General features: G+C 45.7%; 12 protein-coding genes. 5 read left to right on the top strand and 7 right to left on the bottom strand.

Features of this window, described 5'->3' with window-relative positions:
• The 3 genes from AACT52_RS16335 to AACT52_RS16325 form a co-directional block, all read right to left on the bottom strand.
• The coding region (locus tag AACT52_RS16335; protein WP_143172806.1) for a filamentous hemagglutinin N-terminal domain-containing protein at positions 1 to 358 on the bottom strand (358 nt) is incomplete at its 3' end.
• 198 nt (positions 359 to 556) lie between these two features.
• The gene (locus tag AACT52_RS16330) at positions 557 to 1,186 is read right to left on the bottom strand and encodes a response regulator (RefSeq protein WP_073632267.1); all 630 of its coding nucleotides are present in this window, start codon (positions 1,184 to 1,186) and stop codon (positions 557 to 559) included.
• Positions 1,187 to 1,387: 201 nt separating this feature from the next.
• Positions 1,388 to 1,855 carry a hypothetical protein gene (locus AACT52_RS16325; RefSeq protein ID WP_073632265.1) on the bottom strand — a complete coding sequence of 156 codons (468 nt, stop codon included), beginning with the start codon at positions 1,853 to 1,855 and terminating at the stop codon, positions 1,388 to 1,390.
• An 895-nt stretch (positions 1,856 to 2,750) separates the two neighbouring features.
• Here AACT52_RS16325 and AACT52_RS16320 point away from each other — a divergent pair.
• A complete protein-coding gene (locus AACT52_RS16320) occupies positions 2,751 to 3,344 on the top strand; it encodes an HPP family protein (protein ID WP_073632263.1) in 594 nt (197 codons plus the stop codon).
• A gap of 70 nt (positions 3,345 to 3,414) precedes the next feature.
• On the opposite strand, the gene AACT52_RS16315 is transcribed toward AACT52_RS16320, so the two are convergent.
• Positions 3,415 to 4,725, bottom strand: coding sequence for an aminopeptidase P N-terminal domain-containing protein (locus AACT52_RS16315; protein ID WP_073632260.1), 1,311 nt, complete (start codon positions 4,723 to 4,725; stop codon positions 3,415 to 3,417).
• A gap of 305 nt (positions 4,726 to 5,030) precedes the next feature.
• On the opposite strand from AACT52_RS16315, the gene AACT52_RS16310 reads away from it, so the two are divergent.
• Positions 5,031 to 5,573: a carboxymuconolactone decarboxylase family protein gene (locus tag AACT52_RS16310; RefSeq protein WP_073632258.1), complete on the top strand. Its 543-nt coding sequence runs from the start codon at positions 5,031 to 5,033 to the stop codon at positions 5,571 to 5,573.
• Positions 5,570 to 6,913: an adenylate/guanylate cyclase domain-containing protein gene (locus AACT52_RS16305; RefSeq protein ID WP_073632256.1), complete on the top strand. Its 1,344-nt coding sequence runs from the start codon at positions 5,570 to 5,572 to the stop codon at positions 6,911 to 6,913. Before AACT52_RS16310 ends, AACT52_RS16305 begins: the two co-directional genes overlap by 4 nt.
• Before the next feature lie 333 nt (positions 6,914 to 7,246).
• Here the strand turns inward: AACT52_RS16305 and AACT52_RS16300 are convergent, their stop codons facing one another.
• The 3 genes from AACT52_RS16300 to AACT52_RS16290 all read right to left on the bottom strand — a co-directional run bounded on the left by AACT52_RS16300 (position 7,247) and on the right by AACT52_RS16290 (position 9,655).
• Complete coding sequence (locus AACT52_RS16300; protein ID WP_073632254.1) at positions 7,247 to 8,284, bottom strand: methyltransferase; 1,038 nt, start codon at positions 8,282 to 8,284, stop codon at positions 7,247 to 7,249.
• A gap of 281 nt (positions 8,285 to 8,565) precedes the next feature.
• Positions 8,566 to 9,261, bottom strand: a complete 696-nt coding sequence (locus AACT52_RS16295) for a hypothetical protein (protein ID WP_073632252.1) — start codon at positions 9,259 to 9,261, stop codon at positions 8,566 to 8,568.
• Positions 9,248 to 9,655 carry a hypothetical protein gene (locus AACT52_RS16290; protein ID WP_073632249.1) on the bottom strand — a complete coding sequence of 136 codons (408 nt, stop codon included), beginning with the start codon at positions 9,653 to 9,655 and terminating at the stop codon, positions 9,248 to 9,250. Before AACT52_RS16290 ends, AACT52_RS16295 begins: the two co-directional genes overlap by 14 nt.
• A 780-nt stretch (positions 9,656 to 10,435) precedes the next feature.
• Here AACT52_RS16290 and AACT52_RS16285 point away from each other — a divergent pair.
• Positions 10,436 to 16,780: a type I polyketide synthase gene (locus AACT52_RS16285; RefSeq protein ID WP_073632247.1), complete on the top strand. Its 6,345-nt coding sequence runs from the start codon at positions 10,436 to 10,438 to the stop codon at positions 16,778 to 16,780.
• 132 nt (positions 16,781 to 16,912) lie between these two features.
• Positions 16,913 to 17,467 carry a hypothetical protein gene (locus tag AACT52_RS16280; protein ID WP_073632245.1) on the top strand — a complete coding sequence of 185 codons (555 nt, stop codon included), beginning with the start codon at positions 16,913 to 16,915 and terminating at the stop codon, positions 17,465 to 17,467.
• Positions 17,468 to 17,566: the final 99 nt, after the last annotated feature.

Genomic DNA, 17,566 nt, shown 5'->3' with positions numbered 1-17,566 from the left:
AAATGCCATTTGGGTTGAGCAAGAACAGGTTGGCTGTACCGTTTGCCCGAATTAATCCATCAATATTAGAAATTGACCCACCTGTGACTCGTGTCAGGATGTTCTGGATGTTAGCAGCATTGTTGAAGAAGGCAGTACCGCCCCTTGGCACTGAAAATTGGCTGAAACTGTGGAACAGATTGCCACCACGCGTTGCCCCACCGTCAATCTGAAAATTGGGATTGCCTGAAACTTGCGATCGCTCTGCTCTTGGCAGCGTCTTATCGGGAACGACTTGAGCTGTGATCGGTTGGCCACAGTGAAGCACACTCAAGGCACTGCCAATTAAGAACCATGATTTCAGATGCCACCCGTTCATGAAAGCTGTTTTGCCCTCCGCATCCCTAACGACAACTCAGGCACTGCTTAAAAAACCTTAAACAATAGTAGCGATCGCCCTTAGTGTTTGTTACAAACGCTTCAACTTTATTAACAACAGCTTGAGCGTTCCTTAGGGATTTCCAACCAATAAATTATCCCATAAGAAAAGTTAGATATTTTTTAATTTGGAAGTCCCTTACAAGTTAACAATTCCTCGTTTCAACGCAACAATAGCTGCCTGTGTCCGGTCTTTGACATTTAACTTGCTTAAAATTCGGTTGATATGAGTCTTAACAGTACTCTCGCCAATACATAGGGCAGCGCTAATTCCTAGATTGCTCATGCCCTGTGCAATTAAACGAAGCACTTCTAACTCGCGATCGCTCAACTCCGGACTGGTCATTCGCTGCACTAGTTTGGCGGCTACTTCAGATGGAATGTATTGTTGTCGGTTGTAAACAGTGCGAATAGCAGTTCGCAGTTCGTTCGGTTTCAAGTCTTTGAGCAGATAACCCTTTGCGCCTGCCCGTAACCCCTGATAGATATCCTCATCTCCATCATACGTTGTTAGTACGATAATTTTCGCGTTGGCAAATTCAGCGCAAATGACAGCAATAGCTTCGACTCCTGCCATTTGAGGCATCCGCAAGTCCATTAAGGTTACGTCCGGTTGCTCTTGCCGAAATAGCTCGATCGCATCGGTGCCATCTTCAGCCTGACCAATCACCGTCATATCGGATTCTCCATTGATGATTGCTGCTAACCCTTGCCGCACAACCGGATGGTCATCAACGAGCAAAACGCGGATGATGTTTGTTTGACTCACGCTCGTTCATAGCATTTGCTTACACACAATTCACTTTATGCGATCAACGCCAGGTTGTCGTCAAACCCAGCATTGATATTCTAGTCAATCAAAAGGGCGACTGTTGATCAACCTTGGGAGGCAGCAGGGAATCAACCTTTAGATTACATCTATATCCACCTATAGTTTGATAGGCAGCACAAGCAGGATATTATCATGCTTTTACTGCCCTATAGGTGAACTTGGAGAAGTCGATTGAATTGATTGTTGTGTTTCTCGTACCTCCCACTGGCACCGTTTTTCATTCGGTAGGTTGTAATTAATCGCCATTGTAAAACTGCGGGATTGGACGCTGTTGTTGCGGAAATTTACAATAGCCTTAATATAGTTTCCTCCTGCAAGCCCCGTCCATTGCAACGCATTACCCGAAGACTGATCGGGAACGAAGCGCACTTTATACCTCACCCACTCTGGGGAGTCACCAGAACGGACAAACAGCAAATCATCAACAATGTCTGCTGATCGTTGCAGCAGATCGGTGGAGATAAAGCTACAACTGTTAGCAGTGTCTCCTTTAACTAACGCCAAGTAGGGACGGTCAAAGGAAGACTCTGCTTGTTGGGATTGGGCTCTCTGGTTAGAGAAGAGGATTAAGGTAATAGGGAGTATCAGGAAAACAGCTTTTCTCATAGTTCAAAATCTAACTAAATGTCGGGTAGAGAGTAGCAGAGTTTGGTTTCAAGTCATCTCTGCTTCATTCAGTTACAGATGAAAAAATTCATGCACCAGAAATTGTAGTCATTGTTCTAGCTTTTACGGATTCGTCAAAGCCTCAACTTCGCTCCCCGCAGCGATCGCTGCGGAGAGAGCGCTCTCGAAAGACTATGTTCAATTTCAACGTGCTACTTTACCCGTTGCAAATATTTATTAAGACAGTCTATTCCTAACAGCGTAAATGATGCTGTTTGATTAAACGTATATCATAGGAACAAGTTGACCTGCTCTACAGACAGAGTTTTAAATCAAGTCAATCTGTGATCTTCAATACATCTTGTTTTTTATTTTACAAGCGTGAACAATAGACTATCCGTAGTTGGTTGCATCACGCCTACAATTATGCTATCAATGCAGAACAATTCAACTGTTTAACTAATTTGGCGTAATTCGCAACAGCTTTATAGCCTGATGTGTTTTAAGTATAAAATTTACTTATAAGCAATATTACTTATTCATATATATTTTAAGTTTTATTTACAGGCTTTAGAGGATATTCTAAAAACTATATGTCATTAATTCATGACATTTGTGAGGTTGCTAAATTTTTTCAATTTGCACAGATGAAAGTATGTGAATTTTGCACTCTATTGAAACGCTGATTTGTCGGGTGGATATACCAATGAAATAGCAGGTTAGAAACCTACATTGTAGAGCCAGCCTGTTTACAAATTTGAGGTATTTTTTTGTCCACTGAAGTTGTCGTTGCTTGCCTTGTTCATTCGTAAATTTGAGGGTTGGCTAGGACACAGTATTATGCAGGCAACTTTCCCAACTTGGTGCCTGTTTGTTTTGATTGCTATGGAGAATTATGAAAGGCTATTTACCCAAAGGGCAAATTAATTACACCTATCTATCCAGATTGAATTACAAAAACGTTCAGTTGAAATGCAAGAATTACTGGTTCAAGATACGCGGGAGTAGGCGTTCACTTCCTCTAGATAAACCTCATCACAGACATATCTTTTGGAGTTGGTTCGGTAGTTTCCTGGGAATATCAGCAACGGCTTACCTCTCGGTGAAAATGAATTCTCCTCTGCTGATGGCTCCCTTTGGTGCCACGAGCGTATTGATCTTTGGTGTACCTGACAGTCCCTTGGCTCAACCCCGTAATGTGATTGGCGGTAATTTCGTGGCTGCTTTAGTCAGCTTGACTATTCTACATCTTTTCGGTTCAGAACCTTGGGCGATGGGAATGGCAGTGGCAACAGCGATTGGGATGATGCAGCTTACTGGAACTTTGCATCCCCCTTCGGGAGCAGTTGCATTAGTTGTGATGATGACGAAAGCACCCTGGCAATTTCTACTAACTCCTGCACTTGAAGGTTCTATTATTCTGGTACTTTGCGCTGTAGTTTTCAATAATCTTGCAGAAGAGAGGACTTATCCCAAGTACTGGCTTTGACCTCATCAGAACGAATCTCTATCAGGGATTTAAACTACTCTCAAAGGGTGGGCATTACCCACCCTACAATTTATCTTTCCAAGTCCGCGACTTCCTTAGGCACACCAGCAGTCAACACTTCATGACCTGTAGCCGTCACCAAAACATCATCCTCAATCCGAATGCCAATACCAACCCAACGCGGGTCTGTCTGTGGCTGGTCTTCAGCGAGCTTGGTATCTGGCACAATATAAAGTCCCGGTTCTACAGTTAGCACTTGACCTGGTTGTAGAATCTGCGGTTTATCTTCACCGTGCTGATACACACCCACATCATGAACATCTAAACCTAGCCAATGACCAGTACGGTGCATATAATATGGCTTGTATTTCTCCTCTTCTATGAGCTTGTCAATTTCGCCCTTAAGGATGCCAAGTTCGACTAAGCCTTCTGTCAGGACGCGCACAGCGGTATCATGAATGAGTTTGTAGGGATTCCCTGGTTGCACTTGGGCTATGGCTTGCTTTTGTGCTTCCAAAACTATCTCATACAGCGTCTTTTGTTCTGGTGTAAATTTACCTCCCACTGGCCAGGTGCGCGTGATATCGGAGTTGTAGTAACCATAAGCACAACCAGCATCAATCAGCAGCAACTCTTTGTCCTGTATCTGCCGATTGTTTTCAATGTAATGCAGCACACAGGCATTCACTCCAGAAGCCACAATTGAGGGGTAAGCAGGTCCATTCGCACCCCGAAGGCGAAAGATATGTTCGATTTCTGCTTGAATTTCGTACTCGTAGCGTCCGGGTTGCGTAAACTCCATTGCGTGATTATGTGCTTCAACTGCAATATCAGCAGCTTTGTGCATCAACTCCAATTCTGATTGACTTTTAATGAGTCTCATGCTATGGAGAATGGGACCAGTATCTTCAATGGCAATTGGTCCTGTACCCCGCTTGGGATAAGTCCGCATCAAACGCTGCCAAAGGTTGAGGATTTTGTCGTTGAAAGTGCGATCGCGTCCCAAATGGTAGTAAATGCGATCGCATGACTCCAAATACTGGGGCAACTTTTCATCAAGTTCGCTAATGGGGTAAGCTTCGTCTGCACCATACACTTGTTTTGCCGCTTCTACCCCACAGCGATAACCACTCCAGACTTCCTGTTCCCTATCTTTCGGTTGTACAAACAGCACAAACCGATGTTCTGGGTGTGATGGCGCTAAAACTGCTACTGCTTGCGCTTCGTTAAACCCAGTCAGATAGTAGAAATCGCTGTCTTGGCGAAAAGCGTATTCGACATCGTTGTGCATCACCGCTGTTGGCGCACTGCGAAAGATTGCAATACCATTGCCAATTTTTGACATCAATTGCTCACGGCGCTGCCGATATTCTGCCTGCATAATTCTAGTGGTGTTTTTTTATTACCTATCTTCTCAAAAGTATAAATTTATGAGTAAAATATGCGCTTCTTGAAATCCAAAATCATTATTATTATACTTTTGATAGATTTTCTTTGTTAAGATAAAAATGATCATGATGGTTATTTTACCGATCAACCAAATCGGACAAGAGCTGATACCATCTACTGACCGGGTCTCTACCTAAGTATTATTTCTCTATCAAAACATATAGCTTGTACAAATGAGTACAAGTTTGTTTGAGTTGAGCGGCTCAAACATGTTCCCTAGTCAGGCTAGAGATGACAATGGCTAAATTTCCCATAATTGAATACGATCAGCTGACGGATACCAAAGTCAAAACGATATATCAAGAAATCCAGGTTGAACTTGGGTTTGGTATAGTACCAAATCTCTTTAAATCAATGGCAATCAATCCTGATGTGCTGGAAGCGAACTGGAAGAAATTTCGCGCTACAGTCCTAAAAGGAGACGTTCCACGCACACTCAAGGAAATGCTGGGAATTGCTATTTCTCAGGCACATAGCAGTACTTATGCATTGAATGTCCACTTGCATGGATTATCATCCTTAGGCATGAGTGAGGAAGTTTTAAAAACGTTGGTATCAGATTTTGCAGCCTGTCCGCTTCCTCAACGTGAAAAAGCAGTGATCAGCTTTGGCTTGAAAGCCGCCACTGAACCCCATCAGCTGACAACTCAAGATTACCAACACCTGTATAAGCTAGGTTTGGACGATTCTGAAATATTTGAGATTGTTGCCACAGCAGACTTGTTTACGAGTATAAATATATATACTGAAGCGCTTGTACTCGAAATTGATACATTATGACTTTTATCCCCGCCTTTATTGGTAGTAGGCTGGACGAACAGGATTATCAACAACTGTTGGTTCTTTCCCGTCGCCTGCTTGCTGAGGCGCAAGCGCTTTCCAGTCGTATTGCTGCTGTTAATGAAATTGCGATCGCAATGAATCGTTCGCTCAAGTTGGATGAGATTTTGCAGGTAGTGGGCAAACAAGCAAAATGGTTGTTAGACTTCGAGCATTGTAGTGTTTGCCTGTGCAACACTAACAATTCTTGGCGTATAGTCAGGCTGTTTGGTCCTACTGTCGAATTTGACTTTTTTGATCTGACAAACATGGGTGCAGTTGGTATGAGCCTGAAAACAGGTCAAGTTCAACTCATTCAGGAAAATTCTGCAAGCGGTTTTCTTAGTCAGTACCAATCGCAGGTAATCATTCCTTTAGAATGCGATCATCAGGTGATTGGTACTATCAACTTTGCCACAAGAGCACCGAACATCTACACTCAAGAAGATGTACGCATTGGCTATTTACTAGCTGTGCAATTATCAGCAGCTATTCGTAATGCTCAACGTTTTGAAGAGTTAAATCGGTTGTATCTTCAATTAGAAGAAGAAAAACGTAAGACTGACCAATTGCTTTTAAATATACTACCAACAGATATTGCTTCTGAACTCAAGCAAACTGGTACAGTTCAGCCTGTTTATTATGAATGTGCCTCTGTTCTGTTTACAGACTTCAGGAATTTTACCAAGTTATCAGAACAGCTGACCCCACAAGAACTAGTTGATGAACTGGATTACTGTTTTTCTTGCTTTGACCAGTTTATAGAAGCACATAATTTGGAAAAATTGAAAACAATTGGTGACAGTTATATGTGTGCTGGAGGAATTCCTACTCCTAACAAAACCCATGCCATTGATGCTGTACTAGCTGCTATCAACATTCGTACCTTTATGGAATGGCGCAAAAAAGAGAAGCAGCTTTTGAACCAACCATACTGCGACATTCGTATTGGTATCCACTCAGGACCATTATTAGCAGGTGTGATTGGACACAAAAAGTTTGCTTACGATGTTTGGGGCGACACTGTTAACACCGCTTCCGGGATGGAATCGTCTGGTGTTTCTGGAAGCATTAATATTTCCCAAGCAACTTATGAGTTAATTAAAGATTTTTTTGCTGTTCAATACCGAGGAAAAATTACTGCTAAAAATAAGGGTAAAATCGATATGTATCTTGTGGATGGTATTAAAGATAGCCTGGCTTTAGATCCAACTGGTCTATTACCAAATAAAGAATTTAATCAACTGTATTTTGCTATCCAATCAGGTGCAAATACACAAGAAGCATCGGATTTTAGATAATTCCTTGATCAGATTGGCTGTTATCTTCGTTTCCAAACTCTTACAGGTGATTGAATCATGTGTCTAACCCAGATTCCCCATGAGTCAATGTACTTAAAAATTCTGCTCTCAGCAGCTTGTCGCTTTTCTCCCGTCGCTACACCCGGTACTCGGGGTGTAGCGGGGGATTCACTCATATTGCTCTTTGGGCTTCCTCTTTGTGTGAGTTGACTTGCTTGAAGGAGTTTCCTCACTCAAGTAGGGAAAGGGGCGTATGCCGCCGCCACGCTCTTGTCTTACCTTCTGCCTTCGGATGAGCGATTGGGGCTGCCTTTGTTTTGACACCTAACCCGGCTACAGCCGGATTCCCTCAATCACGCTTACGTTTGACTTTGTGGTAATGATTTTGGACAGCTTGAAGCCAGAAGCCTCAAACAGAGCTTCATATTCCATTTTTGTACGTTCACGACCGCCTGAAATGGCTATTAGCATATGGATGTCTAGAAACTTGCCCCAGAAAGGTTCATTGCCAGGTGGAATGATCCGCTCGACTAGCAAAAGTTTTCCATTTTCCACCATAGCGCGGTGGCAGTTCTTAAGAATAGCGATCGCACGTTCATCATCCAAAAGATGGATGACGTATTTGAGAATGTAGGCATCACCACCACTGGGTACAGACTCAAAGAAGCTTCCGGCAACGAGTTCGCAGCGTTTTGAGACTCCCTCCGCTTCCAGAACACTCTTCGCTCCTTCGATTACGGACGGTTGATCGAAGAGAATGCCTTCGATTGTGGGATTTGCCTTAAGGATAGAGGCTATGAAACTTCCGCGTCCACCACCAACATCAACTAACTTGCGGATAGATGAAAAATCGTATTCCCCATTGATCTCGGTTTTGTCCGTTGCTGAAACACTCGTCATCGCCTCGTCAAAAGTCTTTCCCGCTTGCGGGTTTTGCGCATAATACTGGAAGACTGGCATACCGTACAAATTCTGGAAAGCGCTATCGCCAGTCTGTATGCTGTGGATAATATCTCCCCAAGCGCGGTAATGTTCCTCACCAAAACTAATCGCAAAGGCACGTATTGAGTTAGGAGCATCGCTCTGGAGATAAGTGGCTAGTGGTGTTAGGGTGAAGCATTCCTGTTCGTCGAGAGCAAAGATCCCCACACTAGCAAGCCCACGCATGAGTCGATAAAGAGATCCTGCATGCGTTCCAGTTGAACAAGCCAGATGATCACAACTCTTTGGACCGTCTTTCAACAAATCTGCTATACCAAGCTTCGCCGCAGCATATAGCGCTCGCGAAATCCAGTAGCTAGTTGCCAATTCAACCATTACCATCTGCGACGGCATATCTTGTGAGATTTGGGTATTTTCTTGCAGGAACATGGTTGTTACTCCTAGTTAAGACAATTAAGTGAACGGGATTGGAGGGTACAACGCGAAAAATTATGTCCGAGGCAACAAAGCAAAGCTCTCCCAAATGCGTGAACATTTTCCCCTCCAAAGAGCGCCCCTTCACCGCGTTCCACCGAAGTTCTGATCCGAGGCTTCCTCGGATCAGACAACTCTTAGCGTTTAAAAAAGTTACGAACTTATGCAATTTTGTACTAACGATGTAGCCACCTGTATTGACCTGGAGAATCACTCGCCAAAACAGCAATCTCCTGTCAGTTATCTGTTAACTTGTCAAGAACCGAAATTATGCCATCTTCAGGCAAAGGTATAGGCTCAGGGTTCATGAGGAAAGTAGTCTGTGAATACCACTGTCCGTTAACCTCGAACGTTTCAAATTCGCTTTCTAATATGGCCCAACTACGTTGATTAAGTGCAGCATCATATCGCCACTTGAAACGGCTTGCAACCTGAAATTTACCTTCCAGTATTTCTAAGTCGCTGGGACGCCAAAAACGAGTCATTATCCGTTGGGTTGCTTCGATAGCAGGAGTTTGTAAAGCTATCTCCATTGGTTTATTGATAATGATTTGTTTGCGATCAGAACGTCTGACGATGGAGATGGGTCTTTGACTTTCTCCTACCTGCACTATCCGCTTTAGTAACGGCATAGGCAAATCTAGCAGAGAACAAAATACTGCCCCACCTGTGCGTAAAATCGCTTCTGCCGTTTCATATGCTGTTGGTGGTTGTTCTAATGCCATCCAGCTAAAAAATTGGATGGGACACTTGCAGCGCCGCCAGCCGATTTTTACCTTGCCTTTGATTCTGTGGGCTGTCTCAATGAGGCACTCCCGATACATTAAAGCTAACTGTGTTGCAGCCTCCTTGCTAGGAGCTTTGATTGTTACACCCTCATGGGTAAAGAAATAGTTCCAGTGAGGTTGGTTGAGAACTTTAAGTAGTTCCATTTTCGATGCCTTCCTCATGATTAGAGTTGTTGCCATATGTTGCAAACCAAAGCTTTTGCTGTAAGTTTTCAGGTACAGCTAAGGCTTGCATGATCAGAAGGAAATTATCTTTTGTCGGTAAAACCTCAGCGTTAGCAATTTGTTTGAGGTTTTTAATGCCTGTATGTCGTCGCAGCTTGTTGAGATTGCGCTGAACTAACTCATGAATATTTGCTGGCTCTGGTTCGGCTTCTTTTTTGATAGGTTTTTTACCTTGTCTTGTGGCGATCGCTTCACCAACAATCCGTCCCACAAGGCTACTAATGGTTTGTCCTTCTTCTTTCGCCCAGTACTCCAGTTCATTTTTTGTCTCTAAGTCACAAATGAAAGTGACTTTTTCTTTCTTTGTTGGCATCCTACACACAACCGCACTTGTGAAACCTTCATTACCTTCATTAATGATGCTCCCTGAAAAATCTTTTTTTTGGTTCTGACCCCTTGACAGGTTCCGAACCAAAAATTAATATACCATCAGCAACTAAAAAATGTCTATAGCAAATGCAAGTAATACCAAAAAGCGGTTTCATTGTCTGTGTTGTTTTCAACATTCATCTCATACGCCAAAATTAACAAAACACTGTATTTGACAATGCCCCAAGGCTGTCGATGAGGTTATGGTACGCTACCTTGCGTGTGCAACAATGATGCCTAGAAGTTAGCGAAACCAATGCTTTTGGCGTTTGATGTGATTGGCTCGAAAAGCTATCAAGGAGTTTGAATGAGATGATTTGGACAGCTGTTTTCGCAAAAAACAGGCAGTTGTCTTGCAAAAAAATTTTGTAGGGAAAAGCTTTGGGACATCACAGAATTAAGAAGCGCAATTTTTCATAAGTACAACTCAAAGGGCTTTATCAATCCCCACACCCAAGAGTTGTAAAACAAAAACTTAACACTTGGCACGTAAGCATAATTGCCACTCTCTCAATTTTTCTCTAAAAAAATAAAACTTAGTGGCACTTGATGATTATATCTGGATAAAACAGGGATCTGAAACCTGCTTTGGGTTGACTGACATCTAGCCAATTGTCTCAAGAGGGTGGAGGTGCTTGAACCTGCTTGCATTAAAACTAGCTGGGGAAGCAGCAATTTAAATTGTTTTCAATTGAAAGTGTCATTAAATACATCGGAGTGTCTCATGTCTAATCCTGCTATTGCGGTCATCGGGATGGGTTGCTGGTATCCCGGCGCGCATCATTTATCACAGCTTTGGGAAAATATACTTGCAAAGCGGGTTCAATTTCGCAGGATTCCTGAGCAACGGCTGCCGCTTTCTGAGTACCACGATCCAGATCCGACTGCACCCGAAAAGACCTACGGGACTCGTGCCGCTGTCATTGATGGTTTTGAGTTCGACTGGGTCAGTAAGCGCCTTCCAAAAGGAACCGTTGAGTCTGCAGACATTGTCCATTGGCTGGCACTTGAAGTTGCACTCAAGGCTTTGGAGGATGCCGGGTACACGCGTGGAAATGTTGTTACTGAGCGTTCAGGCGTAGTGCTTGGCAACACGTTGACTGGGGAGCAAATGCGATCGCACATGATGCGCTTGCGCTGGCCCTTTGTTCAACGGGCAATGCGCGCTGCAGCCGAGGCAAGAGGGCTGCCATCACAACTGGTAAATGAACTGGTAGAGACTACCGAGGAGTACTACAAGTCGGCATTCCAACCGATTACTGAGGATTCCCTAGCTGGATGCCTTTCCAACACGATTGCTGGGAGAATCTGCAACTTTCTTGACTTTAACGGCGGCGGATATGTAGTGGACGGTGCTTGTTCTGCTTCACTGATCGCAGTTGCTACTGCAGCTACAGCTTTAGCTAATAACGATCTGGATTTAGCACTTGCTGGCGGTGTCGATGTCAGTCTAGATCCTTTTGAAATCGTTGGATTTGCCAAGATGGGTGCGATCACTCGTCAGGACATGACGGTTTACGACCGTCATGCTAGCGGTTTTATTCCAGGTGAAGGTTGTGGTTTTGTTGTCCTAAAGCGTTTGGAGGACGCTCGCCGAGATGGCAACTATGTGTATGCAGTGCTGCGTGGTTGGGGTATATCCTCTGATGGAAGGGGTGGCGTTACAGCACCCAAACGGGAAGGTCAGGCGATCGCCCTTTTGCGTGCCTACACTCGCGCTGGCTACAGCCCAAACGATGTTGATTTTATTGAGGGGCATGGTACAGGTACGCCTGTGGGCGATCGCACAGAGCTGGAAGCCATTGGGCTGGTCATGGGTTCTGATCGAGAAGAAAGTACCCGCAGCTGTGGCATCACCTCCTTCAAATCAATAGTTGGTCATACCAAAGCGGCGGCTGGCGTAGGAGGGTTCATCAAAGCTGTGATGGCAGTCAATCGTCGAATTCTGCCGCCAACGGCTGGTTGCAAAGAACCTAATACGGTATTTGAAACTGCTGCTCGCTATGTTTACCCAATCCTTCAAGGAGAAGTCCGAAGCAAAACAGAGACTCTCCGAGCAGGTGTTTCTGCAATGGGATTTGGCGGCATCAACTGCCACGTGACTCTTGAGTCTGGTGATAGTCCCTCTTCTCGTCTCGAAACGTCTATTGAAGAGCGTGCTTTGCTTGTTTCTCAACAAGATACAGAACTGTTTGTGCTTGGTGCAGAGTCTATTTCCGCCTTGCGTCAACGCGCCCAAGCTGTGATCAGCATTGCAGAAGGAATCAGTGTGGGCGAACTCGTCGATCTGGCAGCGCACCTTGCCCATGAACTAGATATGAAATCACCAGTTCGGGCAGTTGTCATTGCTGAAACACCTGAGGAGCTGATTGGCACTCTCAAGCAACTTGAAAAAATGCTGGACGAAATGCCTCCTACCAAAGGAGAGGTGGTAATTAGCCCTGAGAAAAATGTCTGGATCGGAAACACAGTTTCCCGCAACCGAATTGGTTTTCTGTTTCCCGGTCAAGGCTCCCAACAGTTGAATATGGGGCGTACACTTGTTGAGCGTCATAGCTGTGCCCGCGAACTCGTGGAACAAGCAGATTGTTGGCTCGGCGAGATAGGAGCACAAGCAGTTAGTCAACTCATATTCCGTCCATTGGATCGGACTTTTGATCTCAAGCAGATCGAGGAGTGGTCAGCTACACTCGCACAAACGGAAGTCGCTCAGCCTGCTATTTGCCTTGCCTCCCTCCTTTGGACCCGTAAACTTGCTAACCTTGGAATCAAGCCTGTTGCCGTGGCGGGGCACAGTCTTGGCGAACTGACTGCTTTTCGGGTAGCGGGTGCCTTTGATGACAAAGCTTTGCTTAGCTTAGCGGCAGTTCGAGGACAAGCCATGTCTGCACCTGCAAACGACGCAGGAACTATGGTCAGTTTAGCCTGCTCACAACAGACCGCTGTTGAACTCTTGAAGCAAGTCAGTGGCTACGCAGTTGTGGCAAATATTAATAGTCCGAAGCAGGTGGTGATATCCGGTGAGCGGACAAGCATTCAGGAAGTTATTGAACTTGCCGCAGCTCATGAAATCCGGACGTATCAGCTTCCAGTTTCCAATGCGTTTCATTCTCAATTGGTTTCAGCAGCAGCTGAGCATCTGAAAAAGTGCGCACCAGTTCCTGAGCTACTTGGGGAAACAGACGTACAGCTGTTTTCTAGCGTGGATGGACAGCAAGTCAAGCGCGGGCTCAAACTACGTGAGCATTTTGCACACCAAGTTCTTGCACAAGTGAATTTTATCGCTTCAGTCAAAAAACTCGCGCAGGAATGTGATTTGCTTATAGAGGTAGGTCCTGGAAAAGTTCTTTCCAACCTGGTGAAAGATATTACTGAACCGAGCGGTCCTGTATGTCTTCCGATTGAATCGAAACCTGGATTGGATCGGGATTTGAATACTGTGTTAGCCAGCCTTTTTGTCCACGGTGGCGAAATCCGATGGGAAGCGCTTTACGAAAACCGTCTTGTCCGCCCGTTTGTTCCAGCGTCGGATCGTATTTTCATTGAAAATCCCTGTGCGCAACCATTTAAAGTATCCGCTGTCACTCCATCGTTTACCCTACCGACCTCTGGAGGTTGGGTGAAGTCAATGCCCAATGAACCCAGTGACGCGACTAATGTTTCACCGCAGGTTGTGTCTCAAGCGCTGTTCAATTACCTGACTCACAGAGGGAAGTTTTTGGCTGAGGTGATTCGAGCAGACTTGCAAACTCTGCCATTGCTCCCAGTTCCTGATAATAATGGCGTAACAATTCAAGAAAGCCGTGTACCGACTGCTCCCATCGCTAACGAACCAAAACCAAAAACAACAGTTGAAGCTCCCAGGAACTTCAACAAGACTGAGGCGATTGAGGAACTCTTAATCGATCAGGTTGTGCAACGGACAGGATATCCCCGAGAAAGTATCACGTTGCAAGCACGGCTGCTCGACGATTTGAACCTAGACTCTATTAAGGCTGGTGAACTGGTTGCCACCGTTGCAAAAGAATGTGGTATAGCAGGTGAGGTCGATCCATCTTCTTTAGCCAATGCCACGCTACAAGCAGTCGCTCAGGTGATTCGCGCAGTTATAGCGAATAAGAAAGCAGACGTTGAAGCGATCGCACCAAAGCTTCAAGTACCTAGTCAAGCACCCAAGGCTTCAGTAACAATACCTAATCTTCTCTTGGAACTGGTAGAACAACGTACTGGTTTTCCACGAGCAACCCTATCTCTAGACTTGCGTCTGCTGAGCGATTTGAATCTTGACTCAATTAAAGCAGGGGAGTTCGTTGCAGAAGCAGCCAAGTCTGCGGGAGTGGCAGGACGGCTTGACCCTTCAAAATTTGCCAATGCCACATTGACAGAGGTTGCAGACGCTCTAGAGCAGCTTTTTCAAGAAGGAAGCATTCTAAATCAGCCACAGCAGTTAGGATTGAGTACACCCAATACCACCAACGGTAAAGCAATCCCTGCAAGTAAACCCACAAGTTTGACTAGCCTTGAGGAAAAGTCTTGGGCGCGTAACTTTATTGTCCAGTATGTAGCCCAGGAAGCTCAAGCAACTCGCACCGCCAGCCAACAAAACCAGTGGCAAACTGCAAACGTATTGATTCTCTGCACTCCAAACCAGGCAAGCGTGGCAGAAGCGCTGTACCAAGACCTGCAAAGCCGGGGTGCCCGCGTTCAAATCAAGCCCTTTGCGGAAGCACAGGAGCAGCTACTGACTAGCAGTGTGAATTTCTCCCACTTGATTGCTGTTCTGCCCCAAGTACCAACTGACCAGCTTTCAGCAAACGTTAGCTTACAAGAGAGCATCAAACGACTACATACTGCGGCAGCACTCACACCTGTCTCAAGCAAATCGCGCCAGCCCATGACCTTAGCTTTTATTCAGTTTGGTGGTGGATATTTTGGCAAGCAACCACAGATAGCTAATATTGAGCAATGCTGTGCAACAGCCTTTGCAGGTAGTATCCATTTCGAGCGACCCGATTTAAAAGTCCGGGCGATCGATTTTTCTTGTGATGTTAATCTTGCTGCACTAGCAGAACGTGTGAGCAATGAACTCTCCACACCTGAGACTTACGTGGCTGCAGGCTATGATTCAGAGCTGACTCGACGTATTCCCCGACCAGTTCTGCAGCATCCAAAAAGCTACCAAAGAAGAGCGATTTCATGGTCATCAGATGATGTTATTCTGGTTACTGGTGGCGCTAAGGGCATCACTGCTACTTGTGCCCTTGCCTTTGCCCAAGCGACAGGCGCACGCATGGCGCTAGTTGGCAGCTCACCTTATCAGCAAGGAGCTGGTGAGCAAGGCAACAGCAACGAGCTTGTTAGCACTCTTGAAAGCTTCCGCAACGCAGGACTGACTTGCCGATACTATCACTGCGACGTTACTGATGCACAAGCGGTGACCGCTCTCATTCACCAGATACGCCAAGAGATGGGCAAGATCACAGGCGTGATTCACGGGGCTGGACTAAATAAGCCAAGAAGGGTAGAGCAGGTCTCTGCTGAGGCAGCTCGTGCGGAAGTTGCGCCTAAACTCGTTGGCGCTCTCAACCTCTGCAATGCATTGAAAGACAATCCACCAAAACTGTTTGTGGGTTTCGCATCGCTCATCGGCATCATAGGGGTGCCAGGCAATGCTTGGTATGCCTTCTCAAATGAAGCGCTAGATCTCATTTTGCGCCGCTTTGAGGCGGAACATCCAGAAACATCAGTTCTTTCCATCGCCTTCACTGTGTGGGAAGAGGTCGGCATGGGGGCACGCATGGGCAGTATTCCGGCTCTAGTGAAGCTCGGGCTATATTCCATCTCCAAAGAAGAGGGAGTGCGTCGATTCCTAAACTTGATGCTGAACGACCCTGGTGAGCGCCAAGTTGCGGTTGCGGGAAGGGTAAAAGTTGATACATGGCTACCAGCGCTTCCCCCACTACCAGCTGCATCAAGGTTTTTAGAGCAGCTCCTCTACGTCGAACCAGGCGTGGAAGTTGTCTCACGCGTCCACCTTAGCATAGAGCAGGATCTCTACGTCCAGGATCACGTTTATAAAGGATCGTACCTGTTTCCAACCGTGTTTGGTCTGGAGGCTATGGCTCAAGTTGTTGCTTACGCCATAGGTCAGTCCCACTTCCAGGCGCTGCGTATTGAAGATATCCGCCTTGAGCGACCCATCGTGGTAGATCCCACAAAGGGCGTGGACATCGAAATTCACGCAGAGGTGATTGAAGACTGGTCTTTTGGTGCTAAGCAGCGGGTGCGTGCGGGCATTAGAACAGAGCAGACAGGCTTCGCTATGGATCATTTCTCAGCAACCTTTGTCCTAAATATCGATAGCGATGTGCCCAAAGCAACTGTCGAACTCCCAGAGACCCCGTTAGATATTCAGCCCCAGCAAGATTTGTACAGCTGGTTGCTATTCCAGGGTCCTCGCTTTCAGCGCCTACAGCAGGTTTATACCCTCAACGCTAACCAGTGTGTCTTCAGCACAGAAATGCGCTCATCCTCGTCCACAGGTCAAGACAGCTTTGCTGACAGGATTTCAACACCTTTACTACTTGGAGATCCGTTTTTCCGAGACTCGCTGCTCCAGGTTGTACAGCTTGTCATTCCACAAGACATTAGCCTTCCTATCCGCATCGATAGTATAGAACTCTATCGCCCAAATGGAGATGTCTCAAACAAATGTATTGGAGTTGCCATCCTTGAGGGTCGCTCTGATCGACAGTATCGCAGTACCGTCTTTGCCCTTGACGAGGATGGGCGAGTCATAGAAAGGCTTGAGGGTTATCAGTTACGGATTCTGGAGCATCGAGAGGACCATCCCACGGCTGAAGAGTTAGCAGATCCCAGCCAACGAGATGAACAAATCCTACGCAGTAAACTGGCTCGCTGGGCTCATGACTTCAAGATAATTGTGCCAGAAGTTTCACTGGCTCATCTTCCAGGGTTACATGGGCTATCTGCAGCAGAACGCCACCAACGAGAAGTACCTATATTCTCAAAGGCGATCGCTAAGCTACTCAATCCTGGCAACTCATGACATGACCTCTAATTAGGTAGGTTAACGCTTACGCAATCAGATTGTCCACCCTCCATCTGTGGTCTTTATGCAGCTGCATAAACCTATTGAATACAGGTATTTCAAACATTCAACAGCAAGGAGAAGTGTTAAATGGTGAACACATCGCTACCAACTTCAGTCGAAGCTGAGGACAAGACAATCAACTACACAGCTACTCAATTGGATTCAATGCCCTTGCAGGTTGCAGGTTTCCAACAGGTTCAAATCAAATGGCTTAATTCAGGCAAACCAGTGCTTGAGGGCTTAGAAGAAAAAGCTGTGAATGTGTCCCTTTCTCATGATGACCGTTTTTGCTTGTGTGTTGCTGGTTATGGATCACAAGGTTGTGATATTGCCCCCATAACACACAGAACGCAGCAAGAATGGACTGCTTTGCTAAGCTATGCTCGCTCGCCATTGATGCAACAGTTGCTAGCTGTTAACGACTCGCTGGATCACGCAGGTACGCGCATCTGGGCAGCGGTAGAAGCCCTGCGTAAAGCCACGAATGCTTTGAATATCGATTTGGCGATCGCCCAAACAGAAGAAGATTGTGTTTTGTTTCAGGAGACAGTTTCTGGTAGTCAGTTTAAAGTTCTCACCTTTCCAATCGCGCTCACCCGAGGTCCTGAAAGAATGGTCGCGCTGGTTGTACAAAACACCTAGCTTACTCAAGCCATAGCGACCAAACATTCCTACTAATACCAACTTGCGTTCATACATCTTACCCTCACTCCCTCTCTCTCTCCCTCTCTCCCTTGTCTC

Source organism: Scytonema sp. HK-05 (assembly GCF_963872035.1).
Lineage (GTDB): Bacteria > Cyanobacteriota > Cyanobacteriia > Cyanobacteriales > Nostocaceae > Kalymmatonema.
This window is presented reverse-complemented; position numbering and strand designations above follow the sequence as displayed.

Bases quoted from the DNA above. Each gene is read 5' to 3' on its own strand.
- AACT52_RS16325 (WP_073632265.1), bottom strand. From the start codon at position 1,855: ATGAGAAAAGCTGTTTTCCTGATACTCCCTATTACCTTAATCCTCTTC.
- AACT52_RS16320 (WP_073632263.1), top strand. From the start codon at position 2,751: ATGAAAGGCTATTTACCCAAAGGGCAAATTAATTACACCTATCTATCC.
- AACT52_RS16315 (WP_073632260.1), bottom strand. From the start codon at position 4,725: ATGCAGGCAGAATATCGGCAGCGCCGTGAGCAATTGATGTCAAAAATT.
- AACT52_RS16310 (WP_073632258.1), top strand. From the start codon at position 5,031: ATGGCTAAATTTCCCATAATTGAATACGATCAGCTGACGGATACCAAA.
- AACT52_RS16305 (WP_073632256.1), top strand. From the start codon at position 5,570: ATGACTTTTATCCCCGCCTTTATTGGTAGTAGGCTGGACGAACAGGAT.
- AACT52_RS16300 (WP_073632254.1), bottom strand. From the start codon at position 8,284: ATGTTCCTGCAAGAAAATACCCAAATCTCACAAGATATGCCGTCGCAG.
- AACT52_RS16295 (WP_073632252.1), bottom strand. From the start codon at position 9,261: ATGGAACTACTTAAAGTTCTCAACCAACCTCACTGGAACTATTTCTTT.
- AACT52_RS16290 (WP_073632249.1), bottom strand. From the start codon at position 9,655: ATGCCAACAAAGAAAGAAAAAGTCACTTTCATTTGTGACTTAGAGACA.
- AACT52_RS16285 (WP_073632247.1), top strand. From the start codon at position 10,436: ATGTCTAATCCTGCTATTGCGGTCATCGGGATGGGTTGCTGGTATCCC.
- AACT52_RS16280 (WP_073632245.1), top strand. From the start codon at position 16,913: ATGGTGAACACATCGCTACCAACTTCAGTCGAAGCTGAGGACAAGACA.